Here is an 18,584-nt window from a genome sequence, read left to right as displayed (position 1 = left end):
ATGTCGCGCTTTTTCATCGACCGGCCCATTTTCGCATGGGTCATCGCCGTGGGGCTTATGCTGGCGGGGATCATCGCGATCCGCAGCCTGCCGATCGCCCAGTTCCCCGAGATCGCGCCCCCGGCGGTCGCGATCGCCGCCACCTATCCGGGCGCCGACGCCGAAACACTCGAGCGCACCACCACGCAGATCATCGAGCAGCAGCTGCGCGGCATCGACAATCTGCGTTATTTCTCCTCTTCGTCCTCGTCGGCGGGCGTGGTCACGATCACGCTGACCTTCGAACAGGGTACCGATCCCGACATCGCGCAGGTGCAGGTCCAGAACAAGCTGCAGGCGGCGACCCCGCTGCTTCCGCAGGAAGTGCAGCGGCAGGGCATCCAGGTGACCAAGTCGGCGGCCAGCTTCCTCGCGGTCGTCGGTCTCGTCTCCACGGACGGCTCGCACAGCAACAACGATCTGGCCGACATGGTCGTGTCGAAGTTCCAGGACCCGGTCAGCCGCATCAACGGCGTCGGCGAGTTGCAGGTGTTCGGCTCGCAATATGCGATGCGCATCTGGCTCGATCCGCTCAAGCTCAACAATTACGCGCTGACCGTCGCCGACGTGACGTCGGCGGTGCAGGCGCAAAACGCGCAGGTTTCCGCCGGCCAGATCGGCGCGCAGCCCGCGCCCAAGGAGCAGATGCTCAACGCGACCGTCTCGGTTCAGTCGCGACTCCAGACCCCCGAGCAGTTCGGCAACATCCGGCTGAAGACGGGCACGGACGGGTCGGTGGTCCGGCTGCGCGACGTCGCACGCGTCGAGATCGGTGCCGAGAATTACGGCTTCGACGTGCAATATAACGGCAAGCCGGCGTCGGGCTTCGGCGTCCGGCTGGCCGCGGGCGCGAACGCGCTCGACACCGTCGACCTGCTCAAGGCGCGCGTCGCCGAGATCGGTAAGACGCTGCCCGCCGACGTGAAGGTCATCTACCCTTACGACATCACGCCGTTCGTGCGGCTGTCGGTGGAGCAGGTGATCCACACGCTGATCGAGGCGGTGGTGCTCGTCTTCCTCGTCATGTTCCTGTTCCTCCAGAACTGGCGTGCGACGCTGATCCCGACGATCGCGGTGCCGGTCGTGCTGCTCGGCACCTTCGCGGTGATGGCGCTGGCCGGCTACACGATCAACACGCTGACCCTGTTCGGCATGGTGCTGGCGATCGGCCTGCTCGTCGACGACGCGATCGTCGTCGTCGAAAACGTCGAGCGCCTGATCGTCACCGAGCATCTTTCGCCGAAGGAAGCCGCGCGCAAGTCGATGGACGAGATCAGCAGCGCGCTGGTCGGCATCGGCCTCGTGCTGTCGGCGGTGTTCCTGCCGATGGCGTTCTTCGGCGGGTCGACCGGCGTGATCTATCGCCAGTTCTCGATCACGATCGTCTCGGCGATGGTCCTGTCGGTGCTGGTGGCGTTGATCCTGACGCCGGCTTTGTGCGCGACGATCCTCAAGCCGCACGATCCGAACAAGCAGGAAGGCAGGGGGCCGCTGGCGCGCTTCTTCCGCTGGTTCAACGACAAGTTCGACCGCGCGCAGCATCGCTACGAAGGCGGGGTGAAGAGCACCGCGCGTCACTGGAAGCGCTCGCTGTTCGTCTATCTGCTGATCGTCGCGGGGATGGCGCTGATCTTCATCCGGCTGCCCTCGGGCTTCCTGCCGGACGAGGACCAGGGCTTCGTGATCGCGCTGGTGCAAGGCCCGGCGGGCGCGAGCAGCGCGCGCACCGACAAGGGGCTGGCGATCACCCGCGACCACTTCCTCAAGCAGGAAGGCAAGAACGTCCAGGGCGTCTTCACGATCAACGGCTTCAGCTTCGCGGGTCAGGGCCAGAACACCGGCCTCGTCTTCGTCAACCTGAAGCCGTGGGAAGAGCGTTCGGGTGGCGACAATCGCGCACAGGCGATCGTCGGCCGCGCGATGGGATCGCTGTCGCAGTATAAGGATGGCCTGATCTTTGCGCTGATCCCACCGGCGGTGCAGGAGCTGGGCAATGCCACCGGCTTCGACGTGCAGCTGGTCGATACCGGCGGCATCGGCCACGAGAAGCTGGTGCAGGCGCGCAACATGATGCTCGGCATGGCCGCGCAGGATCCGCGGCTGGCACAGGTCCGCCCCCTCAGCCTCGAGGACGCACCGCAGCTCAAGGTCAAGATCGACGAGGACAAGGCGCGCGCGCTCGGCCTCGATCTGTCGGCGGTCAATTCGACGATCGCGACCGCATGGGGCGGCGGCTACATCAACGACTTCATCGATCGCGGCCGCGTGAAGCGCGTCTATGTCCAGAACGACGCGCCGTATCGCATGTCGCCCGAGGATGTCGGTGAACTCTATGTCCGCGGCGCGAACGGCCAGATGGCGCCGTTCACCGCCTTCTCGACGCTCGAATGGGCCAACGCCCCCGTCTCGCTGACCCGCTACAACGGGCAGCCGGCGATGCAGCTGCAGGGCTCGCCGGGACCGGGGCAGAGCACCGGCGCCGCAATGGAAGCGTTGCAGGAGATCCATGCGAAGCTGCCCCCGGGCACGACGCTGGAATGGACCGGCCTGTCCTATGAGGAACGGCTGTCGGGCGGGCAGGCGCCGGCGCTTTACGGGCTGTCGCTGCTGATCGTCTTCCTCTGCCTCGCCGCGCTGTATGAAAGCTGGTCGGTGCCGATCTCGGTGCTGCTGGTCGTCCCGCTCGGCATCATCGGTGCGGTGCTGGCGGCGTGGCTCACCGGGCTGAACAAGGACATCTATTTGCAGGTCGGGCTCATCACCACGATCGGTGTGTCGGCCAAGAACGCGATCCTGATCGTCGAATTCGCCGAAGAGCGGATCGCCGAGGGGCTCAGCGCTTTCGACGCGGCGGTGGAGGCGGCCAAGCTGCGCTTGCGCCCGATCCTGATGACCAGCCTCGCCTTCGTATTCGGTGTGATGCCCTTGGCGATCTCGACCGGCGCGGGTGCGGGTGGCCAGAATGCGATCGGCCGCGCCGTGGTCGGCGGCATGTTGTCCGCGACGGTGCTGGCGATCTTCTTCGTGCCGATGTTCTTCGTCGTCGTGCTGCGCCTGTTCGGGCATGGCAAGGACGAGGGGGGCAAGGACGAGAAGAAGTCGCACGACGATGCGCCTGCGCATGACGATCATCCCACGGGCGACACCGCCCATCAGGGGGCCTGACGTGAAGACTAGTTCATTTCTCGCCGCGCTGGCGCTGACCAGCGCGCTCGCCGGGTGCAACATGGCACCCAAATACGAACGCCCGACCGGCGCGGTGCCGCTCGCCTTGCCGGAGGGTGGCGTCTACCCGCGCGCCGCCACCGACGCGCCCGACGTGACGCAGATCGGCTGGCGCGACTTCTTCCTCGACCCCCGGCTGCGGCAGGTGATCGAGACGTCGCTGGCCAACAACCGCGACCTGCGCGTCGCGGCGGCCAACGTGCTCCAGGCGCGCGCGCAGTACCGCGTCCAGCGCTCGGCGATCGTTCCGACCACCGGCGTCACCGGCTCGGCGACCTATACCAACAACCTGTTCGGCGCGATCGGCGCGGCCGGCGGCGGCGCTGCGGCCGGCGGCACCGGCACCGGCACCGGAACCGGCGCGGGCACCGGGACCGGCGGCACCGGTGGCGGCACGGGTGCCGCAGCGGGCGGCGCGGTCGGCGAAAGCTCGTCGAACATCCAGTTCTACTCGGCCAATGTCGGCTTCTCGGCGTTCGAGCTCGACCTGTTCGGGCGCGTCCGCAACCTGAACCGCGCCGCGCTCGAACAATATTTCGCGACCGAGGAAGCGCAGCGCAGCGCGCGGATCAGCCTGATCGCCGAAGTGGCGAGCGCATGGCTGCAACTCGCCGCCGATCAGGAGCAGCTTCGGCTCAGCCGCGAAACGCTCAAGACCTTCGAGGAGACGGTGCGGCTCACCAGCGCGCAGTTCCGGATCGGGGTCGCCTCCGAGCTGGAAGCACGGCAGGCCGAAACCAATTATCAGGCCGCCCGTAACGACATCGCGACGCTGACCGCGCAGGTCGCGCGCGACCAGAATGCGCTCAACCTGCTGGCGGGCACCACCGTCACCGCGGAGCAACTGCCAGACTCGCTCGGCACCGTCGCCTTCACGCGCGACTCGCTGCCGGGCGACGTGTCCTCGGCGGTGCTGCTGCGCCGGCCCGACGTGTTGCAGGCCGAGCATCAGCTGATCGCGCAGAACGCCAATATCGGGGCGGCGCGCGCGGCGTTCTTCCCGCGCATCTCGCTGACCGCGACGATCGGGACGATCTCCTCGGCGCTGTCGGGGCTCTTCGGCGGCGGCACGTTCAACTACAATGCCGCGCCATCGGTCCAGCTGCCGCTGTTCGACGGCGGGCGCAACGCCGGCAACCTCGACTATGCCAAGGCGTCGCGTGAGGCGGCGGTCGCCACTTATGAGAAGGCGATTCAGACCGCCTTCCGCGAGGTTGCCGACGCCTTGGCGCAGCGCGGCACGATCGGTGAGCAACTGTCGGCGCAAGGCGCGCGCGCCAATGCGGCGTCGGTGGCGGCGCGGCTGTCCGACGCGCGCTATCGCGCCGGGGTCGATTCGTTCCTGACCTCGCTCGATGCGCAGCGTACCGCCTATTCGGCGCAGCAGCAGCTGGTGACGACCCGGCTGACGCAGGCCAACAACCTCATCGAGCTGTACCGCGCGCTGGGCGGCGGTTTGGCGGGAGAGGTGCCCGAGACGGCCGATCGATAAGGCCCCTTGCGTCCGGTGGTGATCGGCGTACCCTCTCCTTGAAAAAACGACGGAGAGGATTGGGCGATGGTCACCCCGGACGTGCGCGCAGGCGAGGAAAGCCTGGTGATTCTTCAGAGCTTGCTGTGCGTGCTGCGCGAAAAGAACATCCTGTCGCGCGCCGATGTCGAAACCTTGTGTGAGCGTGTCGCGATGCGCGCCTCGGCCGCGGAGCGCGACCCGATGCCGTGCTGCGCCGAGGCAACCCGCGCCGCCGCGACCGAGATGGCGCGGATCAAGGACTATATCGGCCAGCATTACGGCGGGAAGCACCGGCGGATCTGAGGAAGGGATGTTGCCGTCCCGGTTCGTCGCCCCGGACTTGATCCGGGGCCCGCTTCTTTTTGACCGGCGCTGATGAAGAAGTGGGATCCCGGATCAAGTCCGGGATGACGAAAAGAAGCAACGGTCCTGCCAGCCCCTGCCAACCCTCGACGCGCGCCCGCGAACCGGCGTAAGGCGGGCAAGTGATTCAACGGCATTTTCCCGCATGACGGCCGAAACCGGGCTCGCCGCGTTATGGCTCGCCGCCGCGCTCGCCGCCTTGCAGGTGCTGCTCGGTGTCCTCGCGCTGCGGCGGGACATGCCGCAGGCGGTCGGCGCGATCCGCGCGGTGGCGATCGTGCAGGGCGCGCTCGCCGCGATCGCGATGGCCGCGCTCATCAACGCGTTTCTCGACACCGATCTTTCGGTCGCGCTGGTCGTCGCCAACAGCCACTCGATGAAACCGTGGCTCTACAAATTCGCGGGCGCGTGGGGCAATCACGAAGGCTCGATGCTGCTGTGGGTGACGATCCTCGGCGTCGCCGGTGCGGCGGTCGCGAAGTTCGAACATCGCCTCGCGCAGCCCACCCTCGTCGCGACACTCGCCGCGCAGGCCGCGATCGCGCTCGGCTTCTACGCCTTCCTGCTGTTCGCCTCCAACCCGTTCGCGCGGCTAAATCCCGCGCCCGCCGACGGCGCGGGGCTCAACCCGCTGCTGCAGGACCTCGGGCTCGCCTTCCACCCGCCGACGCTCTACGCCGGCTATGTCGGGCTGTCGGTCGCTTTCTCCTTCGCGGTAGGCGCGCTCGTCACCCGCGATGTCGGCCCGGCGTTCGCGCGCGCGATGCGGCCATGGGTGCTGGCTGCGTGGATATTCCTGACGCTCGGCATCACCGCCGGCAGCTATTGGGCCTATTACGAACTAGGCTGGGGCGGCTGGTGGTTCTGGGACCCGGTCGAGAATGCCAGCCTGATGCCGTGGCTCGCCGCGACCGCTTTGCTCCATTCGGTGACGGTGCTCGCCACCCGCGACGGCCTGCGCGCGTGGACGGTGATGCTCGCGGTGGTCGCCTTCTCGATGAGCATGATCGGCACCTTCCTCGTCCGTTCGGGCATCCTGACCAGCGTCCACGCCTTCGCGGTCGATCCGCGGCGCGGCGCGTTCATCCTCGTGCTGCTGCTGCTTTATATCGGCGGCGCGCTGGCGCTGTTCGGCGCGCGGGTCGGGACGGTCCGGCAGGGCAAATTGTTCGAGCCGTTCAGCCGCGAAGGCTCGCTGGTCGCCAACAACCTGCTGCTGACGGTGATCCTCGGCATCGTGCTGATCGGCACCTTCTATCCGATCATCGCGGGGGCGTTCGACATCCAGCTGTCGGTCGGCCCGCCGTTTTTCGATTCGACCGCCGGGCCGATCGCGCTGTTGCTGGTCGCGGTGATGGCGGTGGGGCCGCTGCTGCGCTGGCGACGTGACGAGGCCGAGGCGCTGATCCAGCGGTCCTTCCCCGCGATCGCCGCAGCGCTGTTCGCCGGGGTCGGCGTGTTCCTCCTCGGCGGCCCGATCGGCGTGCTGCCGCTGGCGGGCGTGGCGCTGGCCGCCGGGCTGGCGGTGGCGAGCGTTGCGCCGCTGGCGAAGCGCAACCTCGCGCGCGCGCCGCTGCACCTGTGGGGCATGGTGATCGCGCATCTGGGCATCGCGGTGTCGCTGGCGGGGATGGCGATCAGCACCGCCTACACGCAGGAGACGTTGCTCGCGGTCGGGGTCGGTGATCCGGCGCGCATCGCGGGCTATACCGTCCGGCTGGAGGGCGTGCGCCCGCTGGTCAGCGACAATTGGAGCGCGCTCGAGGGGCGGCTGGCGGTCACCGACGACGGCGGCGCGCGCTTCGTGCTGCGGCCGCAGGTCCGCTATTTCACGACGCCGGTGACGACCACCAACGAAAGCGCGATCGCGACGATGTGGAACGGGCAGCTCTACACGGTGCTCGGCGCGCTGGGCGACGACGGGCGCTGGCAGCTGCGTTTGTGGTGGAAGCCGTTCGTGACATTGATCTGGCTGGGCGGGGCGATGATCGCGATCGGCGGCGCGCTGTCGCTGGTCGGGCATCAATACCGGCTATGGCGGACGAAGCAGCGCGCAGAGGCGTTCGCGTGAAGCGCTGGCTGGTGTGGCTGCCGCTCTGCGCGTTCGGCATCATCGTCGCGGTGATCGCCTGGGGGCTGTGGCAGCCCGCCGACCGCACGGTGCGCTCGGCACTGGTCGGGCGACCGCTGCCCGACTTCGTCCTGCCCGCGATCGCCCCCGGCAAGCCCGGCCTGACCAGCGCCGACTTCAGACAGGGCAGCCCGCGGCTGCTCAACGTCTTCGCGAGCTGGTGCGTGCCGTGCGTTGCCGAGGCACCGCAATTGCTGACCCTCAAGGCCGCCGGTGTCCCGATCGACGCGATCGCGATCAAGGACACGCCCGGCGACGTCTCCGCCTTCCTGCGCCGCAACGGCGATCCCTATGCCCGCGTCGGCGCGGATGCGCACAGCCGCGTCCAGCTCGCGCTCGGCTCGTCGGGGGTGCCCGAGACGTTTGTCGTCGACGGCAAGGGCGTGATCCGCGCCCAGCATGTCGGCGACATCCGCGCCGAGGACGTGCCGCAACTCCTGCAAGCGCTGGCGGACGCGAAATGAGGGCGCTGGCGGTCGTCGCGCTACTGCTCGCCGCGCCACTCGCCGCGCAGACCGCGCTGCCACGGCTCGCCTATACCCAGTTGCGCGACCCCGATCAGGAGCGACAGGCGCGCGCGCTGATGGAGACGCTGCGCTGCGTCGTCTGTCAGGGGCAGTCGATCGCCGATTCGGATGCCGATATGGCGGGCGAGATGCGCGCCTTGGTCCGCCAGCGGATCGCAAAGGGCGAGGCGCCCGAAGCGGTGCGGTCGTGGCTGATCGCGCGCTATGGCGATTATGTCAGCTACGCCCCGCCGCTGCGCGCCGCGACCCTGCCGCTGTGGCTCGCGCCTTTGGTGCTGCTCGCGTTGGGCGCGTGGCTGGCGCGCGCGACCTTCCGCCGTCGGTAGTGTGGTGCCCGTGATCGTTCGAGGCGTCTGCGAAACTCCACCCGTCATGCCGGACTTGTTCCGGCATCCACCGTTCCGCGAGCGCGCAGGCCATAAATTTGCGGCGTAGTGAAGCCCCCGGAACAAGTCCGGGGTGAGGAACGGTTTGTAGCGGTCTGCGGACTTTCGCAGATGTCTCGATGGCTCGGGAGATCGTGATGCATTCGTTGTTCACCACTGCCCTGATCGGCGTCGGCGCCGGGTTGGTCGCCTCGTTCGTCATGGATCGCTTTCAGGACCTCGCCGCGCCCGCGTTCGGGATGGACGGCGGCGATGACGACCCGTCGACGGTCAAGGCCGCCGACACGCTCAGCAACGCGATCGAGGGCCGCCCGGTCACGCAGAAGCATCGCGAAGCGGCGGGCTCGGCGATGCATTACGCTCTGGGAGCGGCGATTGGCGGCGGCTATGCGCTGGCGGTGCGGCAATGGCCGGATCTGGCCAAGGGCTGGGGCGTTCCGACCGGCCTGACCACGATGCTGCTGCTCGACGACGTGCTGGTGCCCGCGGCGGGCTGGGGGCCGTGGCCGGAGGCGGAGGTGCCGGGGAACGCTTATGGCCTCGCCTCGCATCTCGTGTTCGGAGTCGCGCTTGAGGGTGCGCGCCGCGCGGGCGAGGCGTTGCCGGGCTGAGCGCCGCGCGCTAACCCATTGTCCTTGTCTCCGGGGGTACCGTCCATGTTCTCGCCGATCGTCCGTCCGCTCGCCCTGCTGGGCACGGCCTGCGCCCTGCTCGCCGCGCTGCCGGCCGCGGCGGAATGCACGCGCGAGAAGGTGCGCATCGATCTGCCCGAACAGCGGATGGACGAGCGCGTGCAGGCGCTCGCGCATCTGTCGGGCTGCTTCATGGAGGTCGACACGACGTTGCTCGCCGACAAGCAGGCGCGACGGCTGAAGGGGCGGATGGTCCCGCGCGACGCGCTCTATCGCTCGTTGCGCGGGAGCGGGCTGGAGGCGGCGCGCTACAAGGGGCACTGGCGGATCGACCGTCGCCAGCAGGAGCGGTTCGCGCGCCGTGTCGCGACGCTGCGCGCCACCACCGCCGAACAGCGCGAGCGCGAGGCGATCGGCAGGGTCCGCGCGGCCGATGTCGGCCATACGCTGCGCCATGTCGAGAAGGCGGTTGCGCGCGAGGTGAACGAGCAGGCGCATCTGAATGTCGCCGATCGTATCCGCTATAACGAGCAGCTCGATCGCGTCGCCCGCAAGATCGGCACACCGCCCGCGCCGCTGGCATTGGGCTGGGTCGCGCCGGTCAAGTAGCGAACCGTCATCCCGGACCTGATCCGGGATCCCGCTTCTTCTCGGCGAGCAGTGCCAAAAAGCGGGGCCCCGGATCAGGTTCGGGGCGGCGGCAGCTTATCGTTCCCGCTCCCGCCACCAGATCATTACCGCCAGCGTGACGCCCGCGGCGATCCCGGCGAGGAACCCGATCGAGGGCTGCCCGGCGTAGAGGCCGATTGCCGTGCCGCCCAATGCGCCGATCGCAATGGGAAAGCCGCCGGCGGAGGTGTTGCGCGAGGGAGGAGCCATGCTGGGCGCTGTGCCACGCCGGCGCGCCCGACGCTAGCCGCCGCGACGGGCCGGGGCCCGCGCGGGATACGGTTCTGCAATCGTTATGCATTGGCTCTTCTTCTTGGCGACTCGGTCAGGTAGACCGCGAGGCATGTGGCCGGACGTGGGGCGGCACCGCGTGCTGGGTCACGTCGTGTGCGGCGCGATGATTGTGACGGGGCCGGCGTTCGCGCAGACCGCGCCCGCGCCGCCGCTGGTCGTGCCGCCGACGCCGATGAGCGACGTCGATCCCAACGATCAGCTCGCGCCCCTGCCCGATATCGGAGTCGATTGGCCCGATCTCGCCACCGCCCCCGGCGAGCCGACCGCCGCGACGAGCAACGTCGCCGCCAGCTTCCGCTACGGCTGGCGGATCGACGGCGTCGACGCGGTCGGTGGATCGTTGCTGCAACAACGCTTCCGGGAATTGTCGGTACTGGCCGGCGCGGAGGGCAAGGAGGCCAATGCCGCGCAGCTCGATCGTCGCGCGCGGCAGGATGCCGACCTGCTGGTCACGTTGCTCAAGGGCAGCGGCTATTATGACGCTACCGTCACGACGCGGGTCGAGCGCGCGAAGAACCGCCCGGTCGTGGTGCTCGCCGCCACGCCGGGGCCGCTCTATCGCTTTACCGGGGTGACGCTCGCCGGGGTCGAGGCGGCGGGGGCGAAGGCGCCGGCGCTGCGCGATGCCTTCGGCGTGAAGGCCGATGATCCGGTCAATGCCGACGCGATCGCCGCCGCCGAGGCCAATCTGAAGACCCGCATCGGCGAAGAGGGTTTTCCGTTCGCGCAGGTCGGCGACCCGGAAGTGGTGGTCGATCGCGCGACGCAGACCGCGACGCTGGCGATGGAGGTCGCGCCGGGGACCGCGCGGCGCTTCGGCCGGATCACCGTCAACGCCGACAACAAGGTGTTCGACGCCGCGCACGTGCAGGACATCGCGCGGTTCAGGCCCGACCAGCCCTATGAAACCTCGCAAATTGACGATCTGCGTCGCGCGCTCGTGCAGACCGGGCTGGTCTCGACCGCCGAGGTGCGCGCCGTGCCGGGCGCCGACCCGGCGGTCGTCGATGTCGCGGTGCGGCTCGAACCCGCGCCGCCGCGTACCGTCGCGGTCGAACTCGGCTATGGCACCGGCGAGGGCGCGCGCTCCGAAATCAGCTGGACGCATCGCAACCTGTTCCCGCCCGAAGGGGCGGTGACGTTGCGCGGCGTGGCGGGCACGCGCGAGCAGCTCGGGCAGATCACCTTCCGCCGCAACAACTTCCACGCGCGCGACCGTGTGCTGACCGCGCAACTCTCCGCCGCGCACCTGCGCCGCGACGCCTTCGACGCGCAGACGATCTCGCTCTCGGCGGCGCTTGAGCGACAGACCAACATCTTCTTCCAAAAGACCTGGACATGGTCGCTGGGGGCGGAGCTGGTCGCGACCGACGAGCGCGACGTGATCGCCGCGACCGGCGTGCCCCGCCGCCGCACCTTCCTGATCGGTGCGCTGCCGACCAGCCTCGGCTATGACGGCTCGGACGATCTGCTCAACCCGACGCGCGGCTTCCGCCTGTCGGGGCGCGTCAGCCCGGAAGTGTCGTTGCAGGACAGTGTGTTCGGCTACACCCGCGTCCAGCTCGACGCGAGCAAGTATCAGCCGGTCACCGGCGCGGTGGTGCTGGCGGGGCGGTTGCGCGTCGGCACGATCCTCGGCGCGCCGCGTGACCAGATCGCGCCGTCGCGGCGCTTCTATGCCGGCGGCGGCGCGTCGGTGCGCGGCTACAGCTTCCAGTCGATCGGCCCGCGCGACGTCAACAACGATCCGATCGGCGGCCGCAGCCTCGCCGAATTCGCGATCGAGGCGCGGGTGAAGGCGTTCGGCAATTTCGGGGTGGTGCCGTTCCTCGACGGCGGCAACATCTACACCGGCGGGCTGCCCGACTTCAGCGGGCTGCGCTACGGTGCCGGGATCGGCGTACGCTATTACAGCAACTTCGGCCCGATCCGCGTCGATGTCGGCACCCCGATCAATCCGCAGCGCGGCGATTCGCGGATCGCGGTCTATGTCTCGCTGGGGCAGGCATTCTGATGCGCGCCTTGCGCATTTTCGGCTTCGTCCTTGCTGCGGTGCTGGCGCTGGTCGCGGTCGTCGCGGTGGTGATCGACACTGGCATCGGTCACCGGATCGTCGCCGACCGCGTCAACGCGCTCCAGCCCGACAATGGCCTGCGTTTCCGGCTCGGGCGGATCGAGGGATCGCTGTACGGCAAGGCCGAGCTGGTCGACTTCCGGCTCTACGATCCCAAGGGGCTGGTGCTGTCGGTGCCGCGCGCGCGGCTGGACTGGTCACCGTTCGCGTGGCTCGGCAACCGGCTCGACATCCATGCGCTCGATATTCCGGTCGCGACGCTCGCCAAGCTGCCCGAGCCGCGCGACACTGGCCGCTCCGGGCCGCTGCTCCCGAAGTTCGACATCGCGATCGGCCGCCTGTCGGTCGCGCGGCTGATCGTCGCGCCTGCGGTGACCGGGCGGGTGCGTGAGGGGCGGCTGCTCGCCCGCGCCGATATCCGCGATGGCCATGCGGTCGTCGCGCTCGATGCGCTGGTGGCGGGCAGCGACCGCGTGCGACTGCGGCTCGACTCGCGCCCCGACGCGGGCAAGTTCGACATCGCCGCGCAGGCGCAGGGCGCGGCGACCGGCGTGCTCGCGCAATTGACCGGGCTGCGCCGCACGATCGCGCTCGACATCAACGGTGCGGGCGACTGGCGGCAATGGCGCGGCCGGGCGGTGGCGGTTGCGGGCGACGCGCGGCTCGTCGACCTCGCGCTCGGCAACACTGCCGGCCGCTACACGCTGACCGGCACGGTCGCCCCGGCCAGCGTCACGCGCGGCAAGCTCCAGTCACTCACCGCGCCGCGCATGCTGGTCAACGGCGCGGGCACATTTGCCAGCCGCCGCCTCGACGGCATTCTGTCGCTGCGCTCGCCGTCGCTGGCGTTGCAGGCCGAGGGGATGGTCGACCTCGCCGACAGCGCGTTTCGCAACCTGCGCGTCACCGGCCGGCTGCTGCGGCCGCCCGCGCTGTTCCGCAACATGACCGCGCGTGAGCTGCGGCTGCGCGCGATTCTTGACGGCAATTTCCGCACCTTCGCGTTCGACTATCGCCTGACCGCCGATCGCTTCGCGTTCGACAACACCGGCTTCGAGCAGGCGCGTGCGGCCGGCCGCGGCCACTGGGGGCCGCGCCCGATCGCGCTGCCGGTCGCCTTCACCGCCGCGCGCGTCACCGGGGTCGGCGATGTCGCGGGCGGGATCCTGCGCAACCTGTCGGTGGCCGGCGTGCTGCGCGTCACCGCCGACACGATCACCGGCGACGGGCTCAAGCTGCGGTCCGACAAGCTCTCCGGCGACATCGGGCTGACGCTCGACCTCCACACCGGGCGCTACGATGTCGCGCTGTCGGGCGCGCTCGGGCGCTATCTGATCCCCGGGCTCGGCGTGGTCGACGTGCGGTCGCAATTGCGTGTCGTCCCCGGGGCCGACGGCCACGGAACGCGCGTGATCGGGCGCGGCACCGCGCGGATGCTGCGGCTCGACAACGGCTTCTTCCGCAGCCTCGCCGGCGGGCTGCCGCAGATCGAGACCTTGCTCGAGCGCACTCCCGACGGCGTGCTCCATTTCACCCGGCTCGTGCTCACCGCGCCGTCGTTGCGGCTGGCAGGCACCGGCTACCGCCGCCGCGACGGCACGTTCGTGTTCGAGGGTTCAGGGACGCAGAGCAGCTACGGCCCGGTGCAGCTCAAGCTCGACGGCAAGATCGAGAAGCCGACGATCGACCTCGTTTTCGCGCGCCCCAATGCGGCAATGGGGCTCAGCAACGTCGGCGCGCACCTCGACCCCACGCCGCAGGGCTTCGCCTTCGCCGCCGCGGGCGGGTCGCGGCTCGGCCCGTTCGAGGGCGCGGGCGCGATCCTGCTGCCGCCGGGCGGGCAGGCGCAGATCGCGATCGCGCGGCTCGACGTCAGCGGCACACGCGCCACCGGCACGCTCGACATCGTCGACGGCGGGTTCCGAGGACGGATGACCGTCGCGGGCGGCGGCTTCACCGGTGCGCTCGATTTCGCGCCGGTCGGCGAAGTGCAACGGATCAGCGGGCGAATCGACGCGCGCAACGCGCGGCTGGCCGGCGCGGCGACCGTCCGGCAGGCGCGGGTCGATTTCAACGTGCTGCTCGAACCCGATGGTGCACGCGTCAACGCCACCACCAGCGGCGCAGGGCTGCGGCGCGGCGCGCTGTCGGTGTCGCGCTTCTCCGGGCAGGCGGCGCTGACCGGCGACACCGGCGAGGTCCGCGCGTCGATCGCCGGCTCGCGCGGGGTCGGCTTCCGTGTCGACACGGTCACGCAGATCACCGCGGACGGCTATGCGGTCCGCGCTTCCGGGACGATCGGCGCGCAGCCGATCCGGCTGGAGACGCCCGCGGTCTTCCGCCGCGACGGCGATCTGTGGACGCTCGATCCGACCAAGCTTACGTTCGCGGGTGGGGCAGCTGAAGTGTCGGGTCGTCTCGGCAATGGCGAAACCGCGGTGCGCGCGTCGCTCACGCGCCTGCCGCTCGGCGTCCTCGACATCGGCTATAGCGGGCTCGGGCTCGGCGGCACCGCGACGGGGACGCTCGAACTCAATGCGCGCGACGGCGCGGCGCCGACCGGGCGCACCAATCTGACGATCCGCGGGCTGACCCGCTCGGGGCTGCTCAGTTCGTCCGCGCCGATCGACATCGGCGTCGCGGGGGTGCTCAGCCCCGACAAGCTCGGCGTGCGGATGGTGATGGCGTCGGGCGGCCGCACCGTCGGACGCGCGCAGGCGCTGCTCAAGCCGCTGGGCAGCGGCGATCTCGTCGAGCGGCTGACCAAGGCGGGCGTGTTTGCGCAGCTGCGCTATTCCGGCCCCGCCGACACGCTCTGGCGGCTCACCCGCATCGAGCTGTTCGACCTGTCCGGTCCGGTCGCGCTGTCGGCGGACGTGACCGGCACCGTCGCGACGCCACAGATCCGCGGGCTGGTCCGTGCCAGCAACGCGCGCATTCAGAGCGCGACCACCGGCACCGTCGTCACCAATATCCAGACCGCGGGGCGCTTCGACGGATCACGGCTGCGGATCGAGCGCTTCACTGGTGATGCCGGGCGTGGCGGGCGGGTGACCGGCACCGGCACGTTCGACTTCGCCGCCGCCAACGGCGTGGCGTTCGACCTGCGCATCGATGCCGATCATGCGGTGCTGATCGACCGCGAGGACATCGGCGCCACCGCGACCGGACCGCTCGCCTTCACCTCGGACGGGGTCGGCGGCGTCATCTCGGGCGACGTGCGGCTCGACAGCAGCCGCTACCGGCTGGGACAGGCGACCGTCGCCAGCGCGCTGCCGCAGATCAACGTCCGCGAGATCAACGTGCCGGGCGGCGATCAGGTCGACGACGATGCCGCTGCGCCGTGGCGGCTCGACGTTCATGCGCGCGCGCGCAACGGCCTGATGGTGTCGGGGCTCGGGCTGGCCAGCGAATGGACCACCGACGTGCAGATCGCCGGCTCGCCGACCAACCCCGCGATCACCGGACGCGCCGATCTGGTTCGCGGCGATTATGAGTTCGCGGGGCGCGAGTTCGAGCTGTCGCGCGGGATCATCCGCTTTGCCGGCGAAGTGCCCGCCAATCCCGCGCTCGATATCGAGGCGGCCGCGAACACGACGGGGCTCAACGCGACGATCCGCGTCACCGGTGTCGCGCAAAAACCGGAGATCAGCTTCGCGAGCACCCCGGCGTTGCCGCAGGACGAATTGCTCTCGCGGCTGCTGTTCGGCACCTCGATCACCAACCTGTCCGCGCCCGAGGCGCTCCAGCTCGCCGCCGCGGTGGCGGCGTTGCAGGACGGCGGCAACGGGCTCAACCCGATCAACGCGGTGCGCCGCGCCGCGGGGCTCGACCGGCTGCGCATCCTCCCCGCCGATCCGCAGACCGGGCAGGGCACGTCGATCGCGGCGGGGAAGTATGTGACGCGGCGGCTCTATGCGGAGATCATCACCGATGGCGCGGGCTATTCCGCGACGCGCGTCGAATTCCAGGTGACGCGCTGGCTGTCGCTGCTGTCCTCGATTTCGACGCTGGGGCGGCAGAGCGGCAACGTTCGTATTTCGCGGGATTACTGAACGGCGGCTCAAACTAACCGTGCTTCGAGACGCCATCTCGACTTCGCTCGATGGCTCCTCAGCACGAACGGACTGGTTGGCGGCAGGTTGATGCTTTGCCTCACCGACCCCCGTTCGACCTGAGGAGAGGCTGAGCCTGTCGAAGCCTGTCCTGAGCGACGCCGCAGGCGGCGTCGAAGGGCCTCGTCTCGAAGGACATGCGCACCGCCGCTGGCGGCCGATTCAGCCTATCCTGCGGCAACAGGCTGGAACCGCTCTAGGCCCGCCACGGTTGAGCGCCTGACGATGACCACGCCACAACTTCTCTCGATCGCCACCCTGATCGGGATGATGGCGCTCTTCATCTGGGGGCGCTTCCGCTACGACGTCGTCGCGATCATCGCGCTGCTCGCCAGCCTCGCGCTCGGCATCGTCGCGCCCGGCGATGCCTTCAAGGGCTTCTCCGACGACATCGTCATCATCGTCGCCTCCGCGCTCGTTCTGTCGGCGGCGGTACAGCGCTCCGGCGTGATCGAGCGCGTGCTGCGCAAGGTCGCGCGCCGTGTGAAACGCGTGCGGGGGCAACTGCTCGTGCTGACCGGCTCGGTGGGCGTCGCCAGCGCGCTCGTCAAGAACATCGGCGCTTTGGCGATGCTGATGCCCGCCGCGATCCAAATGGCGAAGAAGAACAACGCCTCACCGTCGGTGTTCCTGATGCCGATGTCGTTTGCCTCGCTTCTCGGCGGGCTGATGACGCTGGTCGGCACCTCGCCGAACATCATCGTCAGCCGCTCGCGCGAACAGATGCTCGGCGAGCCGTTCGGAATGTTCGACTATACGCCGGTCGGACTCGGGCTGCTGGTCGTCGGCCTGCTGTATCTCAGCATCGCCTATCGGCTGATCCCCGCCGACCGTCGCGCCGCGCCGAGCATGGCCGAGGCGCTCGACATCACCGGCTATGTCACCGAGATCGTGATCCCTGACGGCTCGCCCGCGGTCGGTGAGACGGTCGAAGCGTTCCTCGACCGCCACGAGCATGAGGTGACGATCACCCGCATGGTCCGCGCCGGGATGCGCAGCCATCCGATGGCCGATACCGAACTGCGCGCGGGCGATACGCTGATCCTCGGCGGCGATCCCGATGCGCTGGAACGTGCGATCGCGGGCGACCGGCTGACGCTCGAGAGCGAGGAGCGCGAGAAGCGCACCGACCGCGGCGAAAGCGAGATCGGCGTGATCGAGGCGGTCATCAACCTCGGTTCGCCGCTGGAAGGGCAGACCGCCGGGCGGCTCGACCTGCAGGCGCGCTACGGCGTCAACCTGATCGCGATCTCGCGGCGCGACGAGCGGCTGTCGCGACGGCTCGGCAATATCGCGCTGCGCACCGGCGACGTGGTGGTGCTGCAGGGCACGCTCGACACCTTGCCCGAAAAATTGCGCGAACTCGGCTGTCTGCCGCTCGCCGAGCGCGAACTGCGGCTCGGCACCAGCCGGCGCGGGTGGTTGCCGGTCGCGGTGCTCGGCGCGGCGATGTTCGCGACCGCGATGGGCTGGGTGCCGGTCGGCGTCGCCTTCTTCGCGGCGGCGGGGATCGTCGTCGCGACCGGGCTGCTGCCGGTGCGCGAGGCGTACAACCATATCGAATGGCCGATCCTCGTGATGCTCGGCGCGCTGATCCCGGTATCCGACTCGCTGCGCACTACCGGCGCGTCGGACGTCATCGCGACCTGGCTGGCGCAGACCGCGACCGTGCTTCCGCCATGGGGCGCGGTGGCGCTGATCCTCGCCGCGGCAATGGCGGTGACGCCGTTCCTCAACAATGCCGCGACCGTGCTGGTGATGGCGCCGATCGCCGCGCAATTCGCGGGCGATCTCGGCTATCGCCCGGAGGCGTTCCTGATGGCGACCGCGGTCGGCGCGGGCAGCGATTTCCTCACCCCGATCGGACATCAGTGCAATACATTGGTGCTGGGGCCGGGTGGCTATCGCTTCGGCGATTATGCGCGGCTCGGTGCGCCGCTGTCGGCGCTGGTGCTGCTGGTCGGCACGCCGCTGATCCTGTTCTTCTGGCCGCTCCATTGATCGGGATCACGTAGAAATTTCGGCGTCTTTCCGGGACGTTCGCGGCGCGCGACGCGTTTGCGACAGCATGTTGCCAAGCATGTTACGGAGAGAGAAGATGAAGCGTTTCCTGCCGGTCGCTACCCTTGCCATCGTGCTCGCCGCCCCGGCCGTCGCGCAGCAAACGACCCCTGACGGCTATGTCGCCGCCGCTGGTGCGGGCGATCTCTACGAGAAGACGTCGAGCCAGATCGTCCTGCAATCGACCAAGGACCCCAAGGTCCGCTCGTTCGCGCAAGGCATGATCCGCGACCACGAGAAGAGCACCGCGATGGTCAAGAGCGCGGCGACGCAAGCCGGGCTGAAGCCCAAGCCGCCGATGATGACGCCCGAGCAGAACGGCATGGTGGCGCAGCTCCGCAAGGAAAGCGGCACCGCGCGCGACCGCACCTACCTGACCCAGCAGCAGACCGCGCACCAGCAGGCGCTGGCGCTGCATCGGGGCTATGCGGCTAACGGCACCGCCGGTTCGTTGAAGACCGCCGCCAGCCAAATCGCCCCGGTCGTGCAGCACCACATCGACATGCTCGCGGGCATGTAATCCCTCTGCGTCACCCCGGACGTGATCCGGGGCCC

At 69.4% G+C, this 18,584-nt stretch carries 13 protein-coding genes; 12 read left to right on the top strand and 1 reads right to left on the bottom strand.

Annotated elements, in window-relative coordinates; genetic code table 11:
* The 8 genes from PGN12_00725 to PGN12_00690 all read left to right on the top strand — a co-directional run bounded on the left by PGN12_00725 (position 1) and on the right by PGN12_00690 (position 9,425).
* Positions 1–3,204 carry an efflux RND transporter permease subunit gene (locus PGN12_00725; GenBank protein MEH3102414.1) on the top strand — a complete coding sequence of 1,068 codons (3,204 nt, stop codon included), beginning with the start codon at positions 1–3 and terminating at the stop codon, positions 3,202–3,204.
* Positions 3,205–3,265: 61 nt separating this feature from the next.
* Positions 3,266–4,756: an efflux transporter outer membrane subunit gene (locus PGN12_00720; GenBank protein MEH3102413.1), complete on the top strand. Its 1,491-nt coding sequence runs from the start codon at positions 3,266–3,268 to the stop codon at positions 4,754–4,756.
* A gap of 66 nt (positions 4,757–4,822) precedes the next feature.
* On the top strand, positions 4,823–5,080 hold the full coding sequence (locus tag PGN12_00715; GenBank protein ID MEH3102412.1) for a hypothetical protein: 258 nt from the start codon (positions 4,823–4,825) through the stop codon (positions 5,078–5,080).
* 205 nt (positions 5,081–5,285) lie between these two features.
* A complete protein-coding gene (locus PGN12_00710) occupies positions 5,286–7,211 on the top strand; it encodes a heme lyase CcmF/NrfE family subunit (protein MEH3102411.1) in 1,926 nt (641 codons plus the stop codon).
* Positions 7,208–7,735 (top strand): DsbE family thiol:disulfide interchange protein, encoded by a 528-nt coding sequence (locus PGN12_00705; GenBank protein MEH3102410.1) that lies wholly within the window; start codon positions 7,208–7,210, stop codon positions 7,733–7,735. Before PGN12_00710 ends, PGN12_00705 begins: the two co-directional genes overlap by 4 nt.
* Complete coding sequence (locus PGN12_00700; protein MEH3102409.1) at positions 7,732–8,124, top strand: cytochrome c-type biogenesis protein CcmH; 393 nt, start codon at positions 7,732–7,734, stop codon at positions 8,122–8,124. The genes PGN12_00705 and PGN12_00700 overlap by 4 nt, the downstream gene beginning before the upstream one ends.
* A gap of 197 nt (positions 8,125–8,321) precedes the next feature.
* Positions 8,322–8,795 (top strand): DUF1440 domain-containing protein, encoded by a 474-nt coding sequence (locus PGN12_00695; GenBank protein MEH3102408.1) that lies wholly within the window; start codon positions 8,322–8,324, stop codon positions 8,793–8,795.
* Positions 8,796–8,840: 45 nt separating this feature from the next.
* A complete protein-coding gene (locus PGN12_00690) occupies positions 8,841–9,425 on the top strand; it encodes an STN domain-containing protein (GenBank protein MEH3102407.1) in 585 nt (194 codons plus the stop codon).
* A gap of 96 nt (positions 9,426–9,521) precedes the next feature.
* Here PGN12_00690 and PGN12_00685 read toward each other — a convergent pair whose 3' ends face one another.
* The gene (locus PGN12_00685; protein ID MEH3102406.1) at positions 9,522–9,695 is read right to left on the bottom strand and encodes a hypothetical protein; all 174 of its coding nucleotides are present in this window, start codon (positions 9,693–9,695) and stop codon (positions 9,522–9,524) included.
* Positions 9,696–9,828: 133 nt separating this feature from the next.
* Here PGN12_00685 and PGN12_00680 point away from each other — a divergent pair, with 133 nt between their 5' ends.
* The 4 genes from PGN12_00680 (at position 9,829) to PGN12_00665 (ending at position 18,549) form a co-directional block, all read left to right on the top strand.
* Positions 9,829–11,793 carry a BamA/TamA family outer membrane protein gene (locus PGN12_00680; protein MEH3102405.1) on the top strand — a complete coding sequence of 655 codons (1,965 nt, stop codon included), beginning with the start codon at positions 9,829–9,831 and terminating at the stop codon, positions 11,791–11,793.
* The gene (locus tag PGN12_00675) at positions 11,793–15,908 is read left to right on the top strand and encodes a translocation/assembly module TamB (protein ID MEH3102404.1); all 4,116 of its coding nucleotides are present in this window, start codon (positions 11,793–11,795) and stop codon (positions 15,906–15,908) included. The genes PGN12_00680 and PGN12_00675 overlap by 1 nt, the downstream gene beginning before the upstream one ends.
* 285 nt (positions 15,909–16,193) lie before the next feature.
* The gene (locus PGN12_00670; GenBank protein MEH3102403.1) at positions 16,194–17,969 is read left to right on the top strand and encodes an SLC13 family permease; all 1,776 of its coding nucleotides are present in this window, start codon (positions 16,194–16,196) and stop codon (positions 17,967–17,969) included.
* Between the two features lie 97 nt (positions 17,970–18,066).
* Complete coding sequence (locus PGN12_00665; protein MEH3102402.1) at positions 18,067–18,549, top strand: DUF4142 domain-containing protein; 483 nt, start codon at positions 18,067–18,069, stop codon at positions 18,547–18,549.
* Positions 18,550–18,584: the final 35 nt, after the last annotated feature.

Source organism: Sphingomonas phyllosphaerae, from assembly GCA_036946405.1.
GTDB classification, from domain to species: domain Bacteria; phylum Pseudomonadota; class Alphaproteobacteria; order Sphingomonadales; family Sphingomonadaceae; genus Sphingomonas; species Sphingomonas phyllosphaerae_D.
The sequence above is the reverse complement of the archived record's forward strand: the minus strand, read 5'-3'. Positions and strand labels throughout refer to the sequence as shown.

What these genes read in the sequence shown, in the direction of transcription:
- PGN12_00670 (MEH3102403.1), top strand. Translation starts at nt 16,194, where the DNA reads ATGACCACGCCACAACTTCTCTCGATCGCCACCCTGATCGGGATGATG.
- PGN12_00675 (MEH3102404.1), top strand. Translation starts at nt 11,793, where the DNA reads ATGCGCGCCTTGCGCATTTTCGGCTTCGTCCTTGCTGCGGTGCTGGCG.
- PGN12_00700 (MEH3102409.1), top strand. Translation starts at nt 7,732, where the DNA reads ATGAGGGCGCTGGCGGTCGTCGCGCTACTGCTCGCCGCGCCACTCGCC.
- PGN12_00715 (MEH3102412.1), top strand. Translation starts at nt 4,823, where the DNA reads ATGGTCACCCCGGACGTGCGCGCAGGCGAGGAAAGCCTGGTGATTCTT.
- PGN12_00690 (MEH3102407.1), top strand. Translation starts at nt 8,841, where the DNA reads ATGTTCTCGCCGATCGTCCGTCCGCTCGCCCTGCTGGGCACGGCCTGC.
- PGN12_00725 (MEH3102414.1), top strand. Translation starts at nt 1, where the DNA reads ATGTCGCGCTTTTTCATCGACCGGCCCATTTTCGCATGGGTCATCGCC.
- PGN12_00695 (MEH3102408.1), top strand. Translation starts at nt 8,322, where the DNA reads ATGCATTCGTTGTTCACCACTGCCCTGATCGGCGTCGGCGCCGGGTTG.
- PGN12_00685 (MEH3102406.1), bottom strand. Translation starts at nt 9,695, where the DNA reads ATGGCTCCTCCCTCGCGCAACACCTCCGCCGGCGGCTTTCCCATTGCG.
- PGN12_00710 (MEH3102411.1), top strand. Translation starts at nt 5,286, where the DNA reads ATGACGGCCGAAACCGGGCTCGCCGCGTTATGGCTCGCCGCCGCGCTC.
- PGN12_00665 (MEH3102402.1), top strand. Translation starts at nt 18,067, where the DNA reads ATGAAGCGTTTCCTGCCGGTCGCTACCCTTGCCATCGTGCTCGCCGCC.
- PGN12_00680 (MEH3102405.1), top strand. Translation starts at nt 9,829, where the DNA reads ATGTGGCCGGACGTGGGGCGGCACCGCGTGCTGGGTCACGTCGTGTGC.
- PGN12_00720 (MEH3102413.1), top strand. Translation starts at nt 3,266, where the DNA reads ATGGCACCCAAATACGAACGCCCGACCGGCGCGGTGCCGCTCGCCTTG.